General features: G+C 37.8%; 24 protein-coding genes. 14 read left to right on the forward strand and 10 right to left on the reverse strand.

All coding sequences use genetic code 11. The features are described from left to right. Positions 1-71 precede the first annotated feature (71 nt). The 3 genes from METLIM_RS14050 to rfbB are packed head-to-tail and all read left to right on the forward strand — an operon-like array spanning position 72 to position 2,539. Positions 72-1,133 (forward strand): glucose-1-phosphate thymidylyltransferase, encoded by a 1,062-nt coding sequence (locus tag METLIM_RS14050; RefSeq protein WP_004079554.1) that lies wholly within the window; start codon positions 72-74, stop codon positions 1,131-1,133. Continuing rightward, complete coding sequence (locus tag METLIM_RS14055) at positions 1,130-1,597, forward strand: dTDP-4-dehydrorhamnose 3,5-epimerase family protein (protein WP_004079556.1); 468 nt, start codon at positions 1,130-1,132, stop codon at positions 1,595-1,597. Before METLIM_RS14050 ends, METLIM_RS14055 begins: the two co-directional genes overlap by 4 nt. A 6-nt stretch (positions 1,598-1,603) precedes the next feature. Further along, positions 1,604-2,539: a dTDP-glucose 4,6-dehydratase gene (rfbB, locus tag METLIM_RS14060; protein WP_004079557.1), complete on the forward strand. Its 936-nt coding sequence runs from the start codon at positions 1,604-1,606 to the stop codon at positions 2,537-2,539. Here rfbB and METLIM_RS14065 read toward each other — a convergent pair whose 3' ends face one another. Continuing rightward, on the reverse strand, positions 2,540-3,340 hold the full coding sequence (locus METLIM_RS14065) for a glycosyltransferase (RefSeq protein ID WP_004079559.1): 801 nt from the start codon (positions 3,338-3,340) through the stop codon (positions 2,540-2,542). Between the two features lies 1 nt (position 3,341). After that, positions 3,342-4,439, reverse strand: a complete 1,098-nt coding sequence (locus tag METLIM_RS14070; RefSeq protein ID WP_052300932.1) for a DegT/DnrJ/EryC1/StrS family aminotransferase — start codon at positions 4,437-4,439, stop codon at positions 3,342-3,344. A gap of 134 nt (positions 4,440-4,573) precedes the next feature. Between METLIM_RS14070 and METLIM_RS14075 the strand changes: the two genes are divergently transcribed. From METLIM_RS14075 to kdsB, 5 genes are all read left to right on the forward strand, one after another. After that, complete coding sequence (locus METLIM_RS14075; protein WP_157202328.1) at positions 4,574-5,323, forward strand: hypothetical protein; 750 nt, start codon at positions 4,574-4,576, stop codon at positions 5,321-5,323. An 85-nt stretch (positions 5,324-5,408) separates the two neighbouring features. Further along, on the forward strand, positions 5,409-6,338 hold the full coding sequence (locus METLIM_RS14080) for an NAD(P)-dependent oxidoreductase (protein ID WP_004079566.1): 930 nt from the start codon (positions 5,409-5,411) through the stop codon (positions 6,336-6,338). Next, positions 6,335-7,255, forward strand: a complete 921-nt coding sequence (locus METLIM_RS14085; RefSeq protein ID WP_004079568.1) for an NAD-dependent epimerase/dehydratase family protein — start codon at positions 6,335-6,337, stop codon at positions 7,253-7,255. The genes METLIM_RS14080 and METLIM_RS14085 overlap by 4 nt, the downstream gene beginning before the upstream one ends. A 6-nt stretch (positions 7,256-7,261) precedes the next feature. Continuing rightward, entirely contained in the window at positions 7,262-8,068 is an 807-nt protein-coding gene (locus tag METLIM_RS14090; protein ID WP_004079571.1) for an HpcH/HpaI aldolase family protein, read from the forward strand. 1 nt (position 8,069) lies between these two features. Beyond that, the gene (kdsB, locus tag METLIM_RS14095; RefSeq protein ID WP_004079573.1) at positions 8,070-8,819 is read left to right on the forward strand and encodes a 3-deoxy-manno-octulosonate cytidylyltransferase; all 750 of its coding nucleotides are present in this window, start codon (positions 8,070-8,072) and stop codon (positions 8,817-8,819) included. Positions 8,820-9,285: 466 nt separating this feature from the next. On the opposite strand, the gene METLIM_RS14100 is transcribed toward kdsB, so the two are convergent. Continuing rightward, positions 9,286-10,584, reverse strand: coding sequence for an IS4 family transposase (locus tag METLIM_RS14100; protein ID WP_004079581.1), 1,299 nt, complete (start codon positions 10,582-10,584; stop codon positions 9,286-9,288). A gap of 181 nt (positions 10,585-10,765) precedes the next feature. Here METLIM_RS14100 and METLIM_RS14105 point away from each other — a divergent pair, with 181 nt between their 5' ends. Continuing rightward, complete coding sequence (locus METLIM_RS14105; protein WP_004079582.1) at positions 10,766-12,277, forward strand: B12-binding domain-containing radical SAM protein; 1,512 nt, start codon at positions 10,766-10,768, stop codon at positions 12,275-12,277. 133 nt (positions 12,278-12,410) lie between these two features. Next, positions 12,411-13,403: a class I SAM-dependent methyltransferase gene (locus METLIM_RS14110; RefSeq protein WP_004079583.1), complete on the forward strand. Its 993-nt coding sequence runs from the start codon at positions 12,411-12,413 to the stop codon at positions 13,401-13,403. A gap of 33 nt (positions 13,404-13,436) precedes the next feature. On the opposite strand, the gene METLIM_RS14115 is transcribed toward METLIM_RS14110, so the two are convergent. Together METLIM_RS14115 and METLIM_RS14120 are read right to left on the reverse strand one after the other, a co-directional pair. Further along, positions 13,437-15,314: a hypothetical protein gene (locus tag METLIM_RS14115; RefSeq protein WP_004079584.1), complete on the reverse strand. Its 1,878-nt coding sequence runs from the start codon at positions 15,312-15,314 to the stop codon at positions 13,437-13,439. 99 nt (positions 15,315-15,413) lie between these two features. After that, positions 15,414-17,216: an ABC transporter ATP-binding protein gene (locus tag METLIM_RS14120; protein ID WP_004079585.1), complete on the reverse strand. Its 1,803-nt coding sequence runs from the start codon at positions 17,214-17,216 to the stop codon at positions 15,414-15,416. A gap of 251 nt (positions 17,217-17,467) precedes the next feature. On the opposite strand from METLIM_RS14120, the gene METLIM_RS14125 reads away from it, so the two are divergent. From METLIM_RS14125 to METLIM_RS14140, 4 genes are all read left to right on the forward strand, one after another. Further along, a complete protein-coding gene (locus METLIM_RS14125) occupies positions 17,468-17,983 on the forward strand; it encodes an acyltransferase (protein WP_004079586.1) in 516 nt (171 codons plus the stop codon). A gap of 195 nt (positions 17,984-18,178) precedes the next feature. Continuing rightward, positions 18,179-19,003, forward strand: coding sequence for a Ni-sirohydrochlorin a,c-diamide reductive cyclase ATP-dependent reductase subunit (cfbC, locus tag METLIM_RS14130; RefSeq protein ID WP_004079587.1), 825 nt, complete (start codon positions 18,179-18,181; stop codon positions 19,001-19,003). Continuing rightward, entirely contained in the window at positions 18,963-20,039 is a 1,077-nt protein-coding gene (locus METLIM_RS14135; RefSeq protein ID WP_004079589.1) for a nitrogenase component 1, read from the forward strand. Before cfbC ends, METLIM_RS14135 begins: the two co-directional genes overlap by 41 nt. Then, complete coding sequence (locus tag METLIM_RS14140; RefSeq protein WP_004079591.1) at positions 20,029-21,219, forward strand: nitrogenase component 1; 1,191 nt, start codon at positions 20,029-20,031, stop codon at positions 21,217-21,219. Before METLIM_RS14135 ends, METLIM_RS14140 begins: the two co-directional genes overlap by 11 nt. A gap of 14 nt (positions 21,220-21,233) precedes the next feature. Here METLIM_RS14140 and METLIM_RS14145 read toward each other — a convergent pair whose 3' ends face one another. From METLIM_RS14145 to METLIM_RS14165, 5 genes are all read right to left on the reverse strand, one after another. After that, complete coding sequence (locus METLIM_RS14145) at positions 21,234-21,755, reverse strand: NifB/NifX family molybdenum-iron cluster-binding protein (RefSeq protein WP_004079593.1); 522 nt, start codon at positions 21,753-21,755, stop codon at positions 21,234-21,236. Positions 21,756-21,871: 116 nt separating this feature from the next. Continuing rightward, positions 21,872-22,465, reverse strand: a complete 594-nt coding sequence (locus METLIM_RS14150; RefSeq protein WP_004079594.1) for a CDP-alcohol phosphatidyltransferase family protein — start codon at positions 22,463-22,465, stop codon at positions 21,872-21,874. Beyond that, positions 22,462-22,974 carry an adenylate kinase family protein gene (locus tag METLIM_RS14155; protein WP_004079595.1) on the reverse strand — a complete coding sequence of 171 codons (513 nt, stop codon included), beginning with the start codon at positions 22,972-22,974 and terminating at the stop codon, positions 22,462-22,464. Before METLIM_RS14155 ends, METLIM_RS14150 begins: the two co-directional genes overlap by 4 nt. Next, a complete protein-coding gene (locus tag METLIM_RS14160; RefSeq protein WP_004079596.1) occupies positions 22,971-24,026 on the reverse strand; it encodes a pyridoxal phosphate-dependent aminotransferase in 1,056 nt (351 codons plus the stop codon). Before METLIM_RS14160 ends, METLIM_RS14155 begins: the two co-directional genes overlap by 4 nt. Next, the gene (locus METLIM_RS14165) at positions 24,010-25,149 is read right to left on the reverse strand and encodes an aspartate aminotransferase family protein (RefSeq protein ID WP_004079597.1); all 1,140 of its coding nucleotides are present in this window, start codon (positions 25,147-25,149) and stop codon (positions 24,010-24,012) included. The genes METLIM_RS14160 and METLIM_RS14165 overlap by 17 nt, the downstream gene beginning before the upstream one ends. Positions 25,150-25,218 lie beyond the last annotated feature (69 nt).

The raw sequence follows: 25,218 nt of genomic DNA on the forward strand, positions 1-25,218 counted from the left end.
AGAAGTTATCTTCTTCACTTAAAAAGTTCCCAACTCATATACTTATATCTCATATTATCAAATATAATTTAATGAAAGGCCTAATTCTCTCTGGAGGTCATGGAGTAAGACTAAGACCACTTACCCACTCCCAGCAAAAACAGCTAATTCCTATTGCAAATAAACCAATATTATTCTACGTCATTGAAGACCTTATAGATTCGGGCATAAATGATATTGCAATAATTGTTGGACCAAATAAAGAACAAATAATTGAAACTGTTTCTTCAGTAAAATGGGATGCAAAAATATCATACATTTATCAGGATGCTCCAAGAGGACTTGCCCATGCAGTGAAAATTGCAAAGGATTTTACCGGAAATGAAAATTTTGTAATGTACCTTGGAGATAATCTTCTAAAAGAGGGAAGCAAAGAATTCGTAGAAGATTTCGTTAAATCCAATGTTGATGCCAGCATTCTCCTTACAGAGGTTGAAGATCCTACACAGTATGGAGTTGCTCTTGTGGATGAACAAAACAAAGTCATTGTAAAACTCCTTGAAAAACCAAAAAACCCACCAACAAATCTTTCAATAGTAGGGATTTACGGATTAACACCAAAGATATATGATGCAATAGAAAATATTACACCATCATGGAGAGGAGAACTTGAAATTACAGACGCCCTCCACTGGTTGATAGAACAGGATTATACGGTCCGGTATAAAAGAGTTACAGGATGGTGGAAAGATACCGGAATGCCTGAAGACATTATTGATGCAAATAGGCTGGTTCTGGATACAATCAAAACAAATATCAAAGGAGAAATAATTGACAGTACCAAAGCAGGTGAAGTAATAATTGGCGATAATTCCATAGTTAAAGGTAATTCAAAGTTATTTGGACCGATGATTATAGGAAAAAACTGTACAATCAATAATTCCATAATAGGGCCTTATACCAGCATAGGAGATAATTCTACAATTGAAAATACAAATGTTGAAGATTCAATAGTAATGGAGAACGCAAAAATTATAGATATAAATAGAATATCTAAAAGTTTAATTGGTAAATCAGTCAGCATTAATAAAAACAATAAACAATCAGACGAAATATCTCTAATGATTGGAGACAATTCACAGGTAATATTATGATCGACGGAGTAAACACAAAAAACCTAAAATTTCTTCCTGATGAAAGAGGAAGACTAATGGAAATCATGCGCAATGACGAAAAAATATTTGACAATTTTGGTCAGGTATACCTGACAACCAATAATCCGGGTGTTGTAAAGGCCTGGCACTACCATAAAATTCAGACAGATTTTGTATGTTGTGTAAAGGGACAGATTAAAGTTGTTCTATATGACACAAGGGAAAATTCAGATACTTATAGAGAAGTTAACGAATTCCATATAGGCGATTTCAATCCTATGCTAATTGCTATTCCACCGGGCGTGTATCACGGCTGGAAATGTATCTCAAATGATGAAGCATTAATTATCAGTATTCCGACAGAACCTTACAACTATGAAAAACCTGATGAATACCGCCTTCCTCCGGACGCTCCTGACATCCCATACAAATGGATAATGGATTCCGGAAAAATCCACGGGTGACATTTTATGAGAATGTTAGTGACCGGGGGTGCTGGTTTTATTGGATCAAATTTTGTTGAACTCCTCGTAAACCAATATCCAGATGAAGAGATAGCTGTACTTGATAAACTCACTTACGCAGGAAATATAAATTATCTTAAAAATATTAGAGAGAAAATTGAATTCATACATGGGGACATCTGCAATCCTAATGATATTTTAAAAGCAGGAAAGTGCGATATAATATTCAACTTTGCAGCAGAAACTCATGTTGACAGATCAATTGAAAACTCAAATAATTTTGTAATTACAGATATTTTAGGTACAAATACACTTCTGGATTATGCATTAAAAAACGACATAGATAGATTTGTTCAGATCAGCACAGACGAAGTTTATGGCAGTATAAACGCTGGTTCTTTTATTGAAACAGATACTTTTAATCCATCATCCCCGTATTCAGCAAGCAAGGCTGGTGCCGAGATGCTTGTTTCAGCCTACAATAAAACTTACAGTCTCCCAACAATAATTACAAGAAGTTCAAATAATTATGGCCCACACCAATATCCCGAAAAATTAATACCGGTATTGATTCTAAAAGCACTGAAGAATGAACCACTCCCAATATACGGAAACGGAAAAAATATCAGGGACTGGATATATGTAGAGGATAATTGTAGAGGGATCCTCACTGCCTTTGAAAAAGGAAAAGAAGGTGAAGCATATAATATTGGAGGTGGGTGTGAAAAGCGGAATATCGATATTGCCAAAATTATTTTAAAGAGTCTAAATAAACCTGAAAATCTTATTCAGTTTGTTAAAGACAGACCCGGCCATGACTTTAGATATTCTGTAAACTGCGATAAAATAAAAGATTTGAATTGGAATACAAAATATACTTTTGAAGAAGGCATCCAAAAAACAATAGACTGGTACTTAAGAAATAAGTATATATGGCTTTAGTCAGCCCTTATGAATTAGAGATTTTAATTTCAAATTAAACATTTTTAGATATAATACTAAAACTCTTAAAGGATGCTTTAAAAAAATATTTTCTCCCTTATTTCTCCAAAAAGAATGTATGTTCCATAATTCAGCAATCATCTGATCAATTTTTTTATAGGTAAAACTCTGATAGTGATCGCGATAATATAGTAAAGATTCATTAATGTAGTCAATCTGACAGATTTTAGAAATCCGGAGTAATAATTCTAAATCCTCACATAATCTGTAATCAGAATTAAAACCTCCGACCCTGTTCATTACTGAGCGGCGAACCATAACAGTAGATATTCCAATAAAATTAAAATAAAGAAGATCATCAAAAATAAAACCCTTTTTTAATGCGGAATCTTCAAAAATCTTATTTTTAGTAATATTATCATTATTATCAATTATTGAATAATTAGAATAAACAAGGCAGACATCCGGATTTTTAATTAAAAAACTACACTGCTTCTCTAATTTGGTCTTTTCAAAGCAATCATCCTGATCTAAAAAGGAAATATAATCAGATTCAGAAAGTTTTATTCCAAGGTTTCTGGCATTGCTTACCCCTCCATTAGCAGTATTATAAACTCTGATTTTATTTCCAAGTTTTAAAATATAATCATGTAAAATATCAGAACTTCTGTCAGTAGAACCATCATTTACAACGATTATTTCCCACTCTTTGAAAGACTGATTTATAACACTCTCAATTGTTTTCCCGATATATTGCTGACCATTATATACAGGAATTATTACACTTACTTTAGGAGCCATATTATTTGTTTAATATCTTCATACCTTCACAGACAACATCAATTACTCGTTGAATATTCCCACCAGTAATATCAGGAAACAATGGAAGAGTAATAATTTTTTCATAAATTTCTTCTGTTACAGGGAGATCTACATTATCAGATTTATAGTACGAAAACAGATGACTCGGAATATAATGAACACCACAACCAACACCCTTACTATTGAGATACTCCATAAGTTTGTCACGGTTATTATCAATGAGCATTACATAAGTAAATAAACCAATATCATTATAGTTATCATTTCTCAATATTGTAATTCCTTTGATATTTGAAAATGCAGCATCATATCTCTTTGCAGCAAATATTTTTCTTTCATTCATCTTTTTAAATTTCTCAATCTGAACTAGACCAATAGCTGCATTTATATTGCTCATATGATAGCGGTATCCCTGTGTCACCACATCATAAAACCAGCTCCTCTCATTTTTATACCTGCTCCAGGTATCCTTATCAATACCAAGAATTCTTTTCTGCTGGATTATTTCCAATAAATTATCATCCTGAAAAACAACGGCTCCGCCTTCACCACAGGTAATATTTTTAATCGGATCAAAACTGAAACATGCAATATCTGAAAAAGAACCTATTTTTTTCCCATCATAAGAAGAACCAAATGCATGTGCAGCATCTTCAATAACCCTCAGATTATTTTCAGATGCAATTTTATTTATAATATTCATATCACATGGTAAACCACGATAATGAACAGGCATAATAACTTTTGTTTTTTCAGTAATTTTATTCTTAATTTCACTGGGATCAATATTCAGATCTTCTCTTCTGACATCACAAAAAACCGGTTTTGCTCCGGTTGCTGATATTGCCTGAATAGTTGATATAAACGTAAATGATGGAACTAAAACCTCATCTCCTTTTGAAATACCAATACTCTCAAGCGCAAGATGAAGCGCGGTAGTTCCGGTATTTGTACACACTACGTTTTTAGCAGAAATAAAATCTTTTAGCTTTTCTTCAAAGTCATAGACCAGTGAACCCATTCCCAGCCATCCACTTTCGAAAACAGGTTTTATTGCATTTAGCTCATCATCCCCCAAGGAAGGACGTGATACAGGGATAATATCCATATATTATTGAACACACTATATTAAATCAATCTTTTTATTTACATCAAGAATCATTATTAAGTCATAATAATAATCAATTAAAGAGAATTTAGATGAAATTTAAAATGTATACACTTGAACACAAATCAGAATACTTGAATTCAAATATCTTAAATGAAAGATTTTCAAAAGAGGAAATAAATAACGTATCCAATATGGAAGGATATTACGAAATAAATAGTTATGAATCATTATTATATAATTTTTTATCAAAACAATCAATTAAATTGTGCACAATACCTTATCTCGTTCAGAGAATAGAGGATAATAATTATAACAACATATTATCTCTTGGTTCAGGAAGTTGTGTCATTGAACATCTACTAAGTTATTCTACTTCAGATGAGTGTAATATTTTTGCTACAGATTTTAATCAAGTGCACATATCATTATCTCAAAGATACTTTAAAAATATTTTTTCAGAGAATTTTGACTTCTTCACGGACAATATTAAATACCTTTCCAACAAATACAACACAATCTTTGATATAGCCTATTTCCAAAATTCAGCTTATGTAATGGATGATTCAGAATTCATTAAACTATTGATTCAATTAAAAAATGAAGGAGTCCAAGAAATTATTGATTTTAGAACATCAATCCCCATAATTAGTTACCCAAAGATAATTGGTGGTGCATTAAAAAGAAATCTAATTACAAATTATTCAAAAGACAACAAATATTTTGGAAAATTCCATGGATATCAGAGAAGCGGAACGAACATCAAGAAATTATATGATAAAGCGGGTTTTAAATTGGAAAGAGTAGACAAAATCAAACCATACACATTTACAGCTATAATAAAACCTGATTAACATTTGTTATTTAAAAGAATTAACTTGATGAAAAGCGATATTACATATTATTGCCTATTGAAAATTATAGAATATTATTGTTACCATGAAGCCAAAAATCGCAATTACAATAAGAAACATTGATTCTTCTTATTGTTTATTCAATAAAATTAAAGAGAATTTTGACTTGAATTACATAAATATTACTAATAAAAGACTTTCAGAAGAAGAAGTTATCAGTGCAATTAAGGAAGCCGAAGTTGCTATTGCCGGAACTGAGCCATACAATAAAAATGTTTTAAACTCAACAGATAAGTTAAAAGTAATATCACGTGTAGGTGTTGGCCTTGACAATATTGACCTCAATACAGCTTCAGATAAAAATATAATAATATGCAATACCCCAAATGCTCCAACCCAGGCAGTTGCCGAACATACAATTGCATTAATCCTTGATATTTGCAAAAATATTGTGACCTATAATCTCAAAGACAATAGAATCAGTGCAAACACCTTTATCGGAAAACTGCTCTCCGGAAAAACCATTGGAATTATTGGTCTTGGAAGAATTGGTCGTACGGTTGGAAAACTTCTTTCAGCCTTCGGATGTGAAATTGGCTACTATGATCCTTATCTTAAGGAGAAAGAAACTTACAATGGCTGGATAAATTACTCCTCAATAGATGAACTGCTTGAAAAATCCGACATTGTTACTTTACATATGCCGCCCAAAGATGACAAATCGCCAATATTAGACAAAAAATCTTTTGAGCACTTCAAAAAAGGTGCAATATTAATCAATACCGCAAGAAGTTCACTGATTGATGAAAAAGCATTCCTTGACGCAATTGATAAAGGAATTATTACAGGTGCAGGTCTTGACGTATATGATACTATAATAGAGGATCAGATACAAAATTATCCTCAGATTATACTAACTCCGCATGTTGCTTCCAATACGAAAGAATCACGCGAAGAAATGGAAAAAGAAGCAATTGAAAATTTAATAAATGCATTTAAAGGAATTAATCCATGAAAGCACTCGTAACCGGCGGCAAAGGATTTCTGGGGAGACATATTGTTAATGAACTGCTAAAACAGAATATAGAAACAGTAACATACGATATAATAGAGGAACAGGAGGAAAATTACAGCAATAATAATAGAGAGAATAATAATGATAATAATCTCTTAACTTACGTAAAAGGAGATATTCTTGATAAATCAGGACTGAAAAAAGCAATGGAAGGATGCGATCTGGTATTTCATACGGCTGCAATTGCGGACATAAATATTGTCAGAAATATCCCTGAAAAAACAATGGAGATTAATGTTTTAGGAACTACAAGATGTCTTCAGGCTGCAAGAGAATGTGGTGTCAAAAGGTTCTTATTTGCAAGCTCAGTATATTCCGCAGGAAACCACGGTTCTTTTTATAGTGTCTCCAAAAAAGCGGGAGAATCACTTTGTAAAACATATTATGAAGAGTTTGGACTCGAATATACTATTCTAAGATACGGAAGTCTTTACGGAACAGAAGCAAACCATTGGAATTTCATATACGGCCTATGCAAGCAACTTCTGTTAACCGGAAAGTATACATACACCAGCTCTCCGGATTCACTGCGTGAATACATCAACATATTAGATGCATCAAGAGAATCTGTCAGAATTGCACGAGAACAGCAATTCGCCAACACGGTTGTAATGCTAGCAGGACACCAGAGAATGATGGTAAAAGAACTTTTCAAGATGATCGAGGAGATCATAGGAAAAGATATCTCGATAAAATATGAAAAAACGGCTAACAACAGCCATTACGTTGTAACACCTTATTCTTATGAATCTGATGTCCCAATCAGGATAAACCTGCCTACATATGTAGATATATCAGAGGGTATTTTGGAATGCCTGAAAGCCGTAGATAAAGATTTAAAAGGTGAAAAAGATTAATTAGAGGTGAAATCTATTACTACGCTTAAGAAAAAAATCAAATCCAAAGAAGTTACTATTGGGTCATGGATTACGATCGGTCACTCTTCAATTGCTGAAATATTATCATTGGGAGGATTTGACTGGTTAACAATCGATATGGAGCATAGTGCCATAACTCTTGCAGAAGCACAAAACCTTATCCAGACAATAGAACTATCGAGATGCGTACCCCTAGTAAGAGTTGGATCCAATGATCCAAACCTGATTAAGAGAGTAATGGATGCTGGATCACACGGTGTTATTGTCCCACAAGTAAACAGCGTTCAGGAAGCAAAGAATGCAGTAAATGCAGTTAAATACCCACCAAATGGGAACAGAGGAGTGGGTCTTGCACGAGCCCAGGGTTATGGTCTAGATTTTGAAAAATATAAAAAATGGAATGATGAAAACAGCATAGTCATCATCCAAATAGAGAATATTCTGGGCGTTGAAAATCTGGAGGAAATAATTGCAGTTAAGGGTGTTGACGGTTTTATTGTCGGCCCCTATGATCTCTCCGCATCACTTGGTGTACCCGGGGAATTTGAGCATCCCCGTTACCTTCAGGCTATGGAAAAGATCAAGACTGTTATAGAGAAGAAAGATACTATTGCCGCTGGATTTCATGTTGTTCCGCTGGAACCAGAGATGGTATTTGACAAGATCAAAGAGGGTTACTGTTTCCTGGCATACAGCCTTGATTCATTATTCATCGCAGATTATGCAAGGAGAGATCTCTTAAAGATCAAAGGAGATTTATTCTCAGAAATAGATTTCATAAAGGAGATATAAAATGAAGATTGTAGGAATTATCCCAGCAAGGATGGGTTCTTCAAGATTTCAGGGAAAACCACTTGTACCAATATGTGGAAAACCAATGATTGAGCATGTATACAGGAGATCAGCTATGAGCCTTACACTTGATGATCTTTATGTAGCCACATGCGACCAAGAGATATACGAAACAGTTAGAGAATTTGGCGGAAAGGCAATAATGACATCAAACTGCCATGAGAGGTGTACAGACCGGATTGCTCAAGCAGTAGAGAATATTGAAGCAGACATTATTGTAAATATTCAGGGAGATGAACCCCTGATCTTTCCTGAAATGATCGATCAGGCCCTAGAACCATTGTTAAGCGATTCAGCAATCGTATGTTCCAATCTAATGGCTGACATAAATAATGAGAAGGACTTTGAAGATCCCAACGAAGTCAAGGTAGTTGTTGACCTAGATGGTTTCGCACTGTATTTTTCAAGGGAACCGATACCTTCTAGGAAAAAGGGATCCAGCGATTTTGTCGGCCTCAAACAGGTCTGCATCATTCCTTTCAGAAGGGATTTCCTCTTCAAATATACTAAACTATCTCCAACTCCTCTGGAAATTATAGAATCAGTTGATATGCTGAGGGCAATTGAACATGGCTATAAAGTCAAAATGGTGAAAACTCCTTACGAAACATATAGTGTTGATACAATAGAAGACCTGATGCATGTTGAAGAGATAATGAAAGATGACGAATTATTCAGGAAATACTCATAACAACAAATATAAAATCAACCATTATAATGACCAAATTCAACTGCACTCATTAGAATAAATTTGCCTTTTTCCGGCATTGAGATTCTTCTTGAGTCTATCCAAGTGGAAATTGGGTTAACAGGACATACTCATATAAGTCAGTTTAAGGGATCTGGACTGAAAAATTGCATACATTTTTGAGTGTACGTATTAATTAGTAACATTTTCCGATTAAATTAACAGGATTTAGAAATTCTAAAAGAAGATACTTCGCGCAGATTAGGAAATAAGAGGTAAAATGTTGCTATCTCAAGCCATTTTCTAAGCTGTATTATGTCAAATGTAAAATAATGGCATATTAAACGTATTTTTAGAATTTTTGAATACAGCTATCGCTAAGGCTAACGACTCAAATATTGTTGGATTGACTTCTACTCTTTAAAAGCCAACATATTTGAGTGAAATTCGGTCGTATCCTTTATGTCGGCTACATGCAAGTCGCCGCAATGAATCTTCCAAGTTTTTTCCATCTTTCACCAACACTCTCTTTTCCAAAGATACTCTGATCAATGATACTCAGGAACTCGTGAGCTTTCTCTGCAAAAACTTTAGACCATAACAATGGACCATAACGAGGTTTTTCATCTTCATCAAGTGATGCTACCATTTTTTTGTACAGATTTCTGCTCAAAACAAGCCTTATTAACATAGAATAGACATGGATCAGAGCAAGCGGTTCCCTGGCTAAAAGAAATTTCCCAAGATCATAGTCACTTTTCATCTCCTTGAATAACAGCTCAATTATCCATCGATACCGATATAGCTGATAAATCTCGTCCTTTTTGTAAGCATCACCAGGTAAGTTTGTTACATAATTATGCCAAATCTTGTCATTTTCATCCCAGAAACAGACGACTCTGAAATCTGCATTAATTCTTTTTTTGCCCCATGGTTTTTCTTTATCTCTTCCGGTAAAGGTGCATATTAGCTCAATTTCACCGCTTTTTGGAATTCTATCAAGAAAGTCACCTAAATTCATTCCTTTTTCAAAAAAACTATCAAAAATCTTAGATTCTGATACAATTTCTTTTAATTTTGGTTTGGCTGAATTCTTGACCCGACTAACAAAAAATCCTCCTCTTTCATTGATGTTTGCCAAAACATAATGCGAATAATAGCCTAAATCAAAAAGGAAAAGAACGTCTTTTATGTTCCCATCAATCCTGATTTTCTTGTAGTCATGCGTTTTTTCATCAGTAATTTCAAAGGATTTAAGTGAATGTGATACAGCACTATATACTGCATGAATTTTCAATCCAGCAGCTTCACTTCGTGATCTTGCCGGTGGAAATTCCTCTGCAAGTTTTTTGCTCAGTCGAATGATGCTGCTGTCCTGTATCAAGACATCTTTCAGGATCCCAACCGGACCCTTTAATCTTGCAGGTGAATCTGCAAAGGTTATATTGATATAGTGATCCAGCATCGCTCGTAAGAAAAGAGCCATATTACTGTCAAAACGATTGTGAAAACTCTGATATCTAATCTCTTTTGTCCCTGCAGATTTCCCACCCAGGTCTTGATAGTCACGATGAATTTCTTCAAGTGTAGGTTTACAGTGACTACTGATCCCAAAAATAAGGACGTATAAGAGATATGTCGGATCTAATTTCTTCATCCTCTTAATAAATCCGGTACTGCGTGCTTTTTCCATAATAACTTCAGGAGGGAGTAATTTCTCCTGCCAATTCCTCAGGGAATTGTTATCATCTTTTTGCTGATGATTCATATTTCCAGGTTCCGCGAAGCGGCGCGCGAAAGTATATAAAGGTTCCGATCTGTTGTGGGGTGTGGGATTATTGGGGAGTAATACTCAAAAATGAAATATTGATGACTTCACGCTAAAAGTGACTTATATGAGGACATACTATACACTAAATAATTAAGGTCAAAAGCATTAATATATTAATATGAAAAAATGTAAAATCCTGTTCATATACCCAACATATTACAGAGTAACAGGACTCCCCGTAGGGATTGCCTCCTTGTCAGCCGTTCTAAAGGAGGCAGGTCATTCTGTAAAAATATTTGAAACCAGTTTTTACCCTGAAATTGCTGATGATAATTCTTTTGAAAAGGATCAAAACGTGACTCGCGCAAAAAGGAAAATTTCAAAACAAATTGCCAATGATGATGCAATAAAAGATAATAAAACAACAATAAAAGATGACCTATACTCATTAATCAAGGATTACTCCCCGGACATTATAGGATTTTCAATACTAGAGCCGAATTACACACAAAGCAGAATTCTAGCAGGTTATATTAAGGAAGAATTCCCTGAAATTCCCCTTATTGCAGGAGGTATATTACCTACATTGGCCCCCGAACTGTTGATTGAAGACAGTCTCTTTGATATTATCAGCATCGGTGAGGGTGAAAGTTCTCTTTCAGAACTGGCAAACAGAATAGCCATAGGAAAAAGCTATGATAATATTAATGGGCTCTGGATACGAAAAAAGGATCGAATAATTAAAAATAGCCAGTTGAAACTTCATGACGTGAATACCCTCCCTTTTCCGGATTTCAGCGAATTCGATGAAAGACTTTTTTATAAACCAATGCAAGGCCATTTTTATAAGATGATAAACATTGAAACATCACGCGGGTGTTTTTATAATTGCACATATTGTGCGGCCCCTAGACTCAGGAAGATTTACAGGGAGAATGTAAATGACAAATATAACAGAAACATGGATATGGAGAAGGTTATCAAGCAGATTCATTACCAAGTAAACAAATATTCACCTGAATTCATTTACTTCTCCAGTGAAAACTTCCTTGATCTCACTGATGCCGATTTTGAGATGTTTATCAATGAATATGAAAAAATAAGACTTCCCTTCTGGATACAAACCAGAATTGAAACAATAAACAAAGACAGACTTTCCGAACTTAAGAGGGTAGGACTTTTCTGGATGACAATGGGGTTGGAGCACGGAAACGAAAATTTCAGAAAAAATTTCCTCAGGAGAAGATACCGCAATGAGGACTTTTACGAAAAAATCAGCATACTAAGTGAACTAGAGATCGGAGCCTCAATAAACAATATATTTGGATTTCCAAATGAAAACAGAGAGCTTATTTTTGATACGATAAATACAAACAGAAAATTACTGGATATACATCCAAAACTGGATATCAACATATTTCTTTTTGAACCGTATCACGGTTGCTTCCTGCATGAAATTTGCGTTAATGAAGGCCTTATAGACGATGAATTTATAGTAACAGAGGGCACTCTTAACGAGACTTCAATCCTAAATTTTTCTAAAGAGCATAAAATGATGCTAAAAGGTTTAGTCAGGACATTTCCACTTTATCTTAGGTTACCTGAGAAATACTGGGATAAGATCAGAATTGCAGAAAATGATAATCCTGAAGGCAATGAAATGTTAAATGAGCTCTTTAAACTGTTATAGAACTCTCCAATCAATCAATCTCTTTTTCCTTAGAATTATTCTCATCAAAACTCATCAAAAAACAGGACAAGAAAGAATAACGTATTAAACCTAACAAAACAAATAAAATAATTTGGATCGATATAAGTAACTAATGAAAGAAGAGGATATTAGACCTAGAAAAATATTTGATGAATACCTTGCTCTTGCCAAAAAAGATGTTAATAATTATTTTTTGACTAAGCCATTTTACTATGTATCCTGCCCCGCCTGCAAGGGAGAAAATAGTAGGTTCAAATTTCGTAAATATGGCTTTGATTATGAGGAATGCGATAAATGCAAAACATTATATGTAAATCCAAGACCTACACCCGAATCCTTCAGTGATTACTACAGTAATTCTCCATCCGTCAAGTATTGGGCCACAAATTTTTACAAAGAAACAGAATCCAGCAGAAGAGAGCTTATCATAAAACCCAAGGCAAAACTTGTTAAAAGGTATTTGGACAAATATTTGGGTGATACAAATAATACATCCATTATTGACATCGGGGCAGGATATGGTGTTTTTTGTGAGGAACTACAGTTGCTGGCCGATGAAGGTACAACTGTTGTGGCGATCGAACCCTCAGATTCTCTAAATAGGATATGTATAGAAAAAGGACTTAAAACAGTTCCAAAATTTATAGAAAATGTTTATAATAGTGATTTTGAAGGTATGGATATAAGCTGTGCCATATCATTTGAATTGCTGGAGCACCTTCATAATCCGGAATTATTTATCCAAAAATGTAGTGAGATTATCTCACCGGAGGGGCTTTTGATAATCACAACTCTTACATGGGATGGGTTTGATCTCCAAGTACTGCAGGATAAATCAAGCAGCATTCATCCACCTCACCATTTAAATTTTTTCACAAAAAAATCCCTTTCAATTCTTTTGGAGAGAAATGGTTTTGAGGTATGTGAGATCACAACACCTGGAAAACTCGATGTTGATATAGTATCCAAGCAATTATCAGATATAAAGGATCCATTTATCAGAAAATTAATTGAATCTGACCAGGAGATAAAGGATAACTTCCAGACTTTCCTCCAAGAAGCTGGACTAAGTTCACATATGATGGCTGTTGCAAAAAAGAAATGATACCAAGGAATCCAGATAAAAAATCCATCAAGATCATATTATAAAATAACTCATTTCTTCCGCATCTTCCGGATTGAAGAATTTTTTCTTCATATCCTCCCCAAAAATCAGTAATTTTTCTCTTTCCTTTGTTGACAACCGTAAGTATTTATTCAGTGATTTTCTGAATTCATCACTATCATAACAGATGGATACAAAACTCAAATCAGAATATTCAAACGGATTTAAATTCAGCGCAGAGTATTTGGCCAGCAGAATTGTAGGAATACCAAGGACAGCAGCTTCAACAATCGAACTAGATGCTGTTGAGATTACAACTGCTGCTGATTTAAGAAGAACTTCATTTTTCTCTTCTTTAAATTCAAATTTCCCCGACATGCCTTTAGCATTTAGGATATCCAAGAAAGCCAATATAATTTTTTTCCCGTGATCTGGATGAGATTTTAAATAGACATTTAATACACCATTTAATCCGTCCAGAATATCACAAACATTTATCAGTATTTCAAATGCGTCATTCTTATCTCCAGGAAGCAAAAGAAGAATGCTACCAGGTATAGGCATATTCTGATTATGAATTCTGAATAAGTATGAATACCTCAATGCCAGACTTGTCTTTACAGGAACATGAGTCAGGTACTTCCTAACTTTAATGCTCTCTCTAACCCCCGTGGTGAGAATAATATCAGGTAGCAATCCAGATTCGTATTCAGAATCAAGTGGATATAATCCCAGATAATTTGAGAAATGTATAAAATGCTGAACTCCTATAATTTTTATAACTTGAGATACATTATTAACTGCCAGACAAAGTGCTTTATCCTGCAACTGATTCTCATGCCAACAGATTATTCGTTCAATTTTACCCCTGGATACATCTCCTAATCTTAAAAATAAATAATATACTAAGATACTCTTAAATATTCCATCAAAACAGACCCATTTATTATCACAGGAATCTGCAAATGAAATATCAATATCTCTAAAATAAGGTAATTTTTCATTAAAAGTTACTGCTTTAACAGCCATATTTAAAGACATTAAATAATCAAAAATAGTTAAATAATCTTCTTTAATAATAAAAAATCTATCATTTGCCCGGATTTTTTTGTACAGATTTAACTTATTCAATTTTGTTTCAGTCAAAGTTGGGTGATAAATCACGTTATATCCATTTTTTTTTAGATAGGATTCTAATCCTGGGAAATAACGATCATTAAAAGAACCGTCTTCAGCAAAATTGGATTCATATACAAACAAATCTATTAAAGCAGTTTTACCATCTAAGAAAGAACTTATATTTTTATTCTTCTTACTGTTACTTTTAAAACTTATTTTAGATATTTTTGCAAAAGTGAAGTTAATAAACGCCTTTAATATAGATTTCCCTATTTCAGCAAATGCCTGCCATAAGAAATAGAATTTACCACGATATGGCCTTGATATTGATATAACTGAAATATTTTCATCATCAGCCCATTTTTCAATGAGTACACCAGTAGAATATGACTCAACAACAATTACTATTTTTTTACCCGGATAATTACTACAAACTTCCTTTACAAGCTCTAAATAACAGACATTTTGAAATACTTCACTCAGATAAATATTTCTTGAGGATAACGGCGTAAACCACCATTCAAATATATCATTATTATTCCGGTTAACATCATCAATATAGTGATTAAAATCATCACGAATTCGATCTGATATTCTGTCGAGTTTCTCTGAAATTTCGATTAATTCAAATTTATCCTTAAAATAAAACTCATATTCTTTAAACTTTAAATAATCCCTGCCAAAGTATAGCCAATAACTCTCATTATCACTAAAATAGCTAATTTGAACCTTATTCAACTTGAAATGAGTACTATATATCAAAATAATCCTATTTTTACCCTCACAACCCATAATTTCACCTAAAAACTGAATAGGATAATATACTATCCACAAATCATTCACAAAATACAATTACAAATAATTGTAATATCACCAAAAATTAAACCCAAATCAATCCCTTTTCTGACTCATATAAAGTCTCTTGTACTCCCCACCCAGCGCAATCAGTTCCTCGTGATTACCTTTCTCAACCAAAACTCCATTTTTCATCACAAAAATAACATCAGCATCATGAATTGTGGATAAACGATGAGCAATAGTTATAACTGTCATATTCTCTGAAAGTTTGTTCACAGATTCCATTATCCTCTGCTCTGAAATATTATCCAATGAACTTGTAGCCTCGTCCAGAAGCAGAATTTCCGGATTCCTGAGAATAATCCTTGCAATTGCAACCCTCTGCCTTTGCCCGCCAGATAACTTTATCCCCTGATCACCAATTATTGTGTCATAACCATCCTTAGTAGCCATTATAAATTCATGAGCATCAGCAAGTTTTGCAGCCCGGATTACCTCTTCATTACTGCAATCAAGACCAAACCTGATATTTTCCTTAATGGTATCATGATAAACAAATGTCTCCTGTCCAATATATCCAAGACTAATCAGATAACTTTTGGGATCAAATTCATTCAGATTAACACCATCGATATAGATTCCACCGGATGTTGGACTATACAGAAGTGCCAGCAGATTTGCAGTTGTTGTCTTACCCGAACCGGAACTTCCAACGATTGCAACCTTCGTATTCTTCTTCACCTCAAAAGAGAGAGCCTTAATAGTTTCCTCAGAACTATCACCATATCTAAACGAAACATTCCGGAATTCAATCCTGTCATTAAAACTGAATTCATTATTACCGGGGCGTTCTGAAACATTGGATTCCATAGGATCTTTAGATTCATGAGTTTCTAAAATATCCCGGATAAGTTCAAGTGCCGGAAGATACCTCACAATACCTGTCAGACTACTCTGCACCTGAGTAAGAGCAGGAACAAGTCTATAAAGTCCAAGCATAAAAGTTCCAAATATCCCAATATAAGCAATAAAATCCCCCCCAGTAAAGACATACAGTAATATTGCACCAAGCGCAATGATTGCAAACATTATGAAATCATTTGAAATCATTGGAACCTTGCTCAAGGCATTAACATTAAGATTGGCTTTAAAGAGTCTGCTTATAGCAGTTTCATATTTCTCCCGCCATGAACTAATAGAACCTGTAATAAAAATCGTCTTTATTCCGGAGATAAATTCCTGATAAACAACAGACTTCTGCATAGAAGCTATATTAACTTCACCGGAATTCCGGTAAACACGAGAAAACAGATGCTTCTTAATAACAAAAGCATACAACACACCAAGAATAATTACACCAACAGTGAGCCAGAAGGATAAGTAAAACAGAAATACCAGATACATTATGGAGAGCATTATACTTTTTATAAACTCCACAAACATATTGACAGCCTGACTCCCCTCATTAACCGCCCCCTGCCCGACATACAGAAGATCTCCCTGCTTCTTGCCGGCAAAATAACTATAAGGCCGGCTCTGAATTGTATAAAACACCCTTCTGTCTATAGAATCACGAACAGTTGAGAACAGATACGCGCCACCATATGCAGCAACTGCATACACGCCGGCAATCAGCACAGTAGTAATCAGCAACAGAAAAGCCGATGCAATAAACGGATTAACAGATTCCGGCAGTAAAAAATCATAAAATGCATCCAGAAGTTTTGGCTGGTTCTCAACCCCAAGACCATAATTAATTATCGGATATACAAGTGAGATACGGAAAACCTCAAGAGCACTCAGAATAAGAACCAAAATAAGATATATAACAATCAGCTTTTTAAAGGGGCTGAATAAGTAACGCATTATCTTTATAGAATCACTGATTACAGACATTAAAGGACAAACCTGTATTAAATATATGCAAATAATGTTATTTTAATCAGATGCCGGATAAAGCATACCTGTTAAAAACACATAAACACCAAAACGAGCACACCAGACTCAACCCACCTAAAAACCCATAAATTCCACAACCATATTTCCCTCCTAAAACAAACCAATTTAAAATGGAACAGACACACCAGAAAAAATTGAAATTTAAGCTGCTCAAAGAAGATATTAAGAAAATTTCATGGAGATGATAAATGATAACTGATTTTTTTTCAGAAGTACTAAGACACATTATTACTTTATCCCCAGATACCGAACTTTTTTCTGACATCAGATGCGCATATTACAAAAAGAAACTCAAAAAATGTGGATTTTTCAGATCAGCACCACTATTAAAAATTTATTGCCCTAAACAAGTTTCTATTGGAAACAATTGCTCATTCAACTATAATGTTACCATAGATCCATGCCCCAATGGAAGTATAAGTATAGGTAACAATGTTTTAATTGGGCCTAATGTTGTTATCCGCGCTGCAGATCACAACCATGAAAATATTAATGTTAACATAAATGAACAAGGACACATATCAGGTAAGATAGAAATAAAAGATAATGTATGGATTTGTTCTAATGTAACTATAACCAAAGATGTTACAATTGAAGAAGGAAGTATTGTTGCAGCAGGTGCAGTTGTTACAAAAAATGTACCTGCCTATTCTATTGTAGGAGGCATCCCCGCAAAAGTCATTAAAAATAGAAAAAAAGAATAAGTCTAATCGCAGGGAAACTACTCAGATGAACTCTCCCAAGAACTAACCATGTGAGTTGAAACACAGTACTTTCACAGATTCTGCCATCATCTATTATTGAACAACAAAATTGTGGAGAAATAAACCAACATTGACACACCCAAAAAAATATAATATCAACAACCATATTTCCCTTTCAAAACAAACCACTATACAATGAAACAGATCGCCCTGTACGGCAAAGGCGGAATAGGAAAATCAACAACCTCAGCAAACCTCTCCGCCGCTTTATCTGAAAAAAACCTCGACATCCTCCAGATAGGCTGCGACCCAAAACACGACAGCACCCGGATGCTCATGCGCGGGGAATGGATACCAACCGTTCTCGATCTCATCCGGGAAAACGGCGAAAATAACCTCACCACAGAAGAGATAGTCTACAAAGGCTACAACAACATCCGCTGCGTAGAAGCCGGCGGCCCTGAACCCGGAATCGGCTGTGCCGGACGCGGCATCATAGCCACCTTCCAGCTCCTTGAAAAACTCGAAGCACTCTATGGCGACATAATCGTATATGACGTCTTAGGAGATGTCGTCTGTGGCGGCTTTGCAATGCCCATGCGTGAGGGTTACGCTCAGGAGGTATATCTTGTAACCTCCGGAGACTTCATGGCTCTCTACGCCGCCAACAACATCTGCAAGGCAATTGCAAGGCTCTCAAAGAGGTCAAAGAACCGGTGCAGACTCGCCGGGGTCATCTGCAACTCAGCCAACATAGAGGGCGAGAGAGAACTGGTGGAAGAATTTGCCAGAAGCATAAACTCCGAGATGATAGCCTTCATACCAAGAAGCAAAACCGTCAGAGTCTCCGAGGTAAACAAACGAACAGTTCTTGAATATGCGCCGGAATCAGAACAGGCAGAAGTGTACAGAGAACTTGCAGATAAAATAATCAATAACAGACCTGCGGCAGACAAAACACCTACCCCCCTTGAGATGGATGAACTTGAAGCCCTCGCACTCAGATATATCAAGGCATGAAGGCTGCACAATACAGGGTGCACTCTCAATAACTGCATTTGTTGATGACGCAATAACAATAATCCACGGCCCGGCGGGCTGCACCCACCAGTCATCAGCATTCTTCTACTCAGCCCTGATGTACAACGGATATTATGATGTTCCGTTCATGCTCTCAAGTGAACTGGGAGAGAACGATATAATATTCGGCGGTGAAAAAAAACTCTCTGACACCATAGAAAAAGCACTGGCATACAACCCAAAGGCAGTATTTGTCATCGGCACCTGCGTCTCAGCAACAATAGGCGACTCTATAGAAGATGTATGCCGGGAATTCACTACAGTCCCTGTAATTCCGGTGAATACAGCAGGATTCCTCGGCGGATCATTCACCAGCGGATTTGAAGAGGCACTTCTCGCAGTATCCGCCCTGATTGCCGAAGATGAAAGCGCCGTTCTCAAAAAACAGAGCAAACCCAAAATTCCGTCTGTGAACATAATCGGAGAGAAAAACCTCGAATCTGACATAGACGAGAACTATGAAGAATTGAAAAGACTCTTAAAACTCCTGAGTGTCAGAATAAACATACGCCTTGCAAGGCACACAACAGTAGATGATATCCGGAATATGAAACGCGCAGACTTAAACATATTCCGAGAAAAATTTCCGGACAACATAACAGATCATTTCACCCAAAAGACCGGGCTAAAATATATAGAAGAATTCCCTGCCGGATTTAAAGGCACCATTGAGTTCATAAAAAAAATAGCAGAACACCTGGAAATAGACCCCGAATATGCCCTGAGGGCAGAAGAAAAATACCAGCAGTCAATAACAGAAGAGTTCAGTGACATAAAGGGCAAAACTATCAATTTTGATTCATTCGGCTTTCAGAATGCAGATTACGACATCCTAAGTGAGATGTCAGAATATTTCGGAATAAAAGTTGACGATGACGGCACTGAAATCCCGATACCATTCTCAGCCCCGGTTGGGAGTACAGGAATTAAAAGAATGCTTCATCAGTGGAGGAGGTTTCTCAGGAATGCAGAATAATAACAATGCCGGCCATAACGCATGTTTCAATCCCCTCTGGCCATGCGCCATGGTAGGTGCGGCATCCTTCCTTGCCGGAATCAAAGATTTGGGGGTAGTCATAAACGGTTCAAGCGGATGCTACTACTTTGCCGAACTCGCGATACCTGATCCCTTAAGCAGCACATTTCTGGTGCAGGATGAAATTATATTCGGCACAGAAGAGCGCATAAAAGAGATAATAGATGGCCTCTCCGGCATATACGATAAATTCGCAGTCATCAACACGTGTGTACCGTCACTGACAGGAGATGACATAACCGGCTTTCTCAGCAACTATAACACCCTCTTCATTGACCTTCCGGGATACTGCGGCGATTTTGATTACGGGTATAAAAAATCGGCAGAATCCATAGGAATAACACCAGACACCGGCAGAGAAGGTGTTAACATAGACGGCATATGTTCCATTGAGCCGTTTCATACCGGAAATTTAAACGAATGCAGAAGGCTACTCTCACTTGCAGAGGTCCCGGCTGCGGCTGTGCTCTCATCTGACATTTATGATTCAGTAAAAAATCCCTCTGAACTCAGCATTACAGCAAACCCGGATTATGCAGTATCAGGCGCCGGACACAATTTTTCAGTGCTTGGGATAAAGAATACCACCAGGGCTTTTGAAGCACTCGGAGAGCTGATACCGCAGAGTAATACAGATAAAGTACTGGAAGAAGCCGGGAGCGCAGAAGAGAATATCATCAAAGCCTGTGACCGCTTCTTAAGGAAAAACGATCCGCCCTCAACTGCAATATTTGCCACAGCAGCCTATGCAGAATATACAGAAGAAATACTTCAGGATTATCTGGACGCTGAGATCCTCTGCACCGGACACAGGAATATTCCGTCACCCGGAGAGCACAGACTGGATAATATCCTGGAATATGAAGATCAGGAGAGCAATAGATACAGAAAAGGTCATGTCAATGACCTTAAAGTCATCACAGAGATTCTTAATCACGAAAAACCTGATCTCATCATTGGATCATCATTTGAATCTGTAAAATACCCGGACGCCGGATTCTTCGGAATAACATTCCCTTCAAGGGAGAAGATATCACTCCACAACGCACCAATAACCGGAATTGAAGGAGAACTTTACTACATTGAAAATATCCTGAACATACTCAGCAGGAAAAGCTGAAGATAAAGAACAGATTAAAAAGACATAAAACCACAGTTAGGACACTTATCCCCTCTTTCCATCCTTTCTCCGGCAATATAGCCGCATCTGCCACACACATGCGACCTTTGAGTAGGCTTCACGCCCCTGCGCCCAAAATAAAAGCCTGAAACATTATTTCTGCCGGACAAATCCCCTGCAACAGCTGAATAATCATATGACGGGAGATCACCGGCAAGGTATCTCTCAAGGGCCTCAGAAATCCTGCAGCCACTGGCAGCATATGGAACGACCCCGCACTCCCTGAAGACACCGCATGACTGGGGACCAAAACCTCCGGCAATCACACAGTCAACCCCAAGATCTGCCAGAACCTTCGCCGATACAGCACCTGCACTACAGGGAATATCACCGGCAGAATTTTTTACCGACTCAAAACTGACCAGATCTCCGGATAATACAGTAGCAAGACAGAAAACCGGTGACCTCCCGAATACGGGGGAGACTTCATCCTTAAATGTCCCTTCCCCAAGCGCAGCTATAGCTATTTTTTTCATTTAACAAAACCCCATCCGAAACACCTTTGCCTGATTTAAAGATCTATCCGGATCATATTAAAATTATGTTATATTTACAAAAAAGTAAATGAAGTAAAATTCACCTGAGGAATATATCAGATATTATTCCAGACATGAACAAAACGCTGAATAGCTGTAAAATGCCCAAGCAGACCGAATATCACCATCAGCCAGCCAAAGGCATTCAGGCCGGCAATATAACCCGGAAATGCAATAAATATTATCCCGGCTGCTATTGTAAGAACCAGCCTGTCAGCCCGTCCTAAAATTCCACCATAAAAACGGCCCGCACCAACAGCCTGTGCCTGAGTGCCCAGATATGATGACATAATTACGCCTGTAAGCGCAAAAACGCCCACCGTCCAGGGCGCAAGACTGCCTGCGAAGATTCCGCAGATCATCACAATATCAGCATACCTGTCAAGGACATGATCAAGGAAATCCCCTTTAAGGCTTGCAATATGCATCTCACGGGCAATAGCACCGTCAATCGCATCAAAAAAGGCATTCAGGAAGACAAATATCACACCCGCAAATACAGCCGAGAGATAAAAGGCATATCCGGCAACCACTGAAGCAATGAAAGCGATAACTGTGCACGTATCCGGCCTCAGGCCGATACGGACAGATACCCTCGCCACAGGTTCAATAATTCCCTTCACCTTTGGTCTGAAGCTGTCAAGTGTCATAACAGTGTACCTATATAATCCGACCAGTCAGTATTCCCAAAGGAATAACCCCTTTTTCCGGCCAGAAACTCTTCAATAATATCCACTGTCTCTTCAGGCGTCAGAAAAGTACAGTCAATCTCAAGAATATGTTCTTCCGGATGTATATCAAGTGTTTCGATTAATACTGTATCCAGGCATTCGGCTTCAAGGTTCTCACGAATCTTCTCATCCGGATACCCACGGGACTTCAGCCGTTCTGAAAGGATATCCGGCCTGAGCCTTAAAATAACAATACGGTCTGCATCAAGAATATGTGTCAGATGCCCTTCAACGACCGCATCGGGTTTTCCAAACTCCTCATACCACTTATCCTCATCAATGACATCTGCATCCCTCTCAGAGTCTCTCTCAATGATATAGGGTTTAATGGTATCATTCTGCCGAATGACAGAATACCCGCGTTTCCTGAGAATATCTGCAACGGTTGACTTGCCCGTTCCCGGAGTCCCGGTAACAGCTGCCATCATAGCGAGTTAAACACCTCCAAAAACCTCTCACACTCCCAGTCTTTCCCTATACTGACACGAATGTAGTTATCACCCAGTCCCGGAAAACTGGTGCACGATCTGACAACAACTCCCTTCCCTGCAAGCATCTCAACCATCTCATCGCCTTTGTATGGAGAGACATCAAACATAACAAAGTTTGCACCGCCCGGCACTGAATTAAACTTAGATTCGGTCTCAAACCTCTTCTGCCACATCTTTACAGATGATACATAACCCTCAATATATGCTGGATCTTCAAGGGCACCGGTTGCCGCTGCCGCCGATACGGAGTTAATCACAAAAGGTGTCTGCGCCCTGTTATAGTACTCCTCAAACCATTCCGGGATGAAGGCATAGCCGACCCGCATACCTGCAAGACCATATGCCTTTGACATCGTCATTCCGATTATGAGGTTGTCATATTTCTTCATCAGATAGCGGTAGTCAGTATCACAGAAGTCCACATAGGCATTGTCTAAGAAGAGCAGTCCGTCAATACCCTCAAGGATCTCCTCAACTGTTTCAGGAGGTGTCACTGTTCCGGACGGGTTATTCGGAGTGCATAAAAATGAGACCTTGCAGCCCTCAGATTTCCGGATGAATAACCCAGGATCAACCGTAAAATCATCCTCTCTCCCGATACCGACAGACTCACCGCCCTGCGCCTTCACTGCAAGACCATAAAAAGAGAATGTCGGAACTGAGACCGACACCCTGTCACCCGGATCTATGAGTGCCCTTAAAGTGGTCTCTATTACGCCATCCATACCAACCCCGGTTACGAATGTGTAATCACCATGCCTCCTGACAAGTGCATCCTTTAGCTCCCTCATCTTCTCATCAGGATAACGGTTGCACCCCTCAAGAGCCGCATTGGCTTTTTTTATCGCAAGAGGAGAAGGAGGATATGGATTTTCATTGCTGGCAAGCTTTGCAGGATTTTCATAACCGGCACTGCGGGCTATATCTGCCGCTTTTGTTGCAAAGACATATCCGCCTTCAGAATAAACTTCCCTAATCAAATGACGCATTAATCGCCTCAGCAGCAATATCGATCTCACTGTCAGATATTGTCAGCGGCGGAACAAGCCTTAGATTGCCATGTCCTGCACAGTTGACAAGAACGCCCTTCTCCTGGCACCTCTGCTGCACTCCCGGGCATTTGTCCTCACCGGCCGATATGCCAATCATAAGCCCTTCAACACGGGGGTTCAAAGCGGAGAGGCTGTTTCTGAACCGCTCCGACTTCTCCGGAATCCGGGGAAGGATCTCCTCGATTACACCTATGGTTGCAAGAGCTGCTGCGCATGCTACCGGTCCGCCGGCAAAGGTGCTGCCATGCTCACCCGGATTAAAGGAGAGGCCCTCACGTGCAACTATAGCACCCATCGGAAATCCGCTGGCAATGCCCTTTGCAATGGTGACAATATCCGGGTTTACTCCGGCATTCTGGTACGCAAACCAGCTGCCGGTCCTTCCCATTCCGGTCTGGACCTCATCCGTAATCATAAGAGCACCGGTATCATCACAGATCTCCCTGATTCCCTTAAGGAAACCTTCAGGTGCCGGAATAACTCCTGCCTCGCCCTGGATGCATTCGACAAAAATACCCGCAGTATCCCTGCCTGCCAGTTCTTTTAAGGCTTCAAGATCGCCATAATCCACAAAGTCGCAGTACGGCTGAAGAGGCCCGAAGGGTTCACGTATAGCCGGCTTGTGGGTCACTGCAAGTGAAGCGCAGGTTCTTCCGTGAAAACCATCCTTAAATGAGATGAACTTACTCCTGCCGGTTCTGATTCGTGCAAGCTTTAAGGCTGCCTCATTAGCCTCAGCGCCGGAGTTTGCCATAAACACACGCCCGCCTTTAAGCCCGGAGATCTCCACAAGCTTTTCTGCAAGTTCGCCCTGATTGGGGACATAATATAGATTGGAGACATGAATCAGCTCCTTTGCCTGACTGCATATCGCCTCGACAACCTTCGGGTGGCAGTGCCCCGTACTGCATACGGCAATGCCTGCAACACAGTCAAGGTATTTTTTCCCTTCATCATCCCAGACATATGAGCCACTACCTTTAACGATCTTCAGATTGCGCTTAAATGCCTGCATAAAGTAGCGGCTGTCGAGTTCCTTTGAGTCCGGATTATTTGTCATTCATGATCACGACTGAATAATTATATAGATATATTTTAAATCCCGGAATATTATCTGTTCCGGTGTTCA

The organism is Methanoplanus limicola DSM 2279 (assembly GCF_000243255.1).
GTDB classification, from domain to species: Archaea; Halobacteriota; Methanomicrobia; order Methanomicrobiales; family Methanomicrobiaceae; genus Methanoplanus; species Methanoplanus limicola.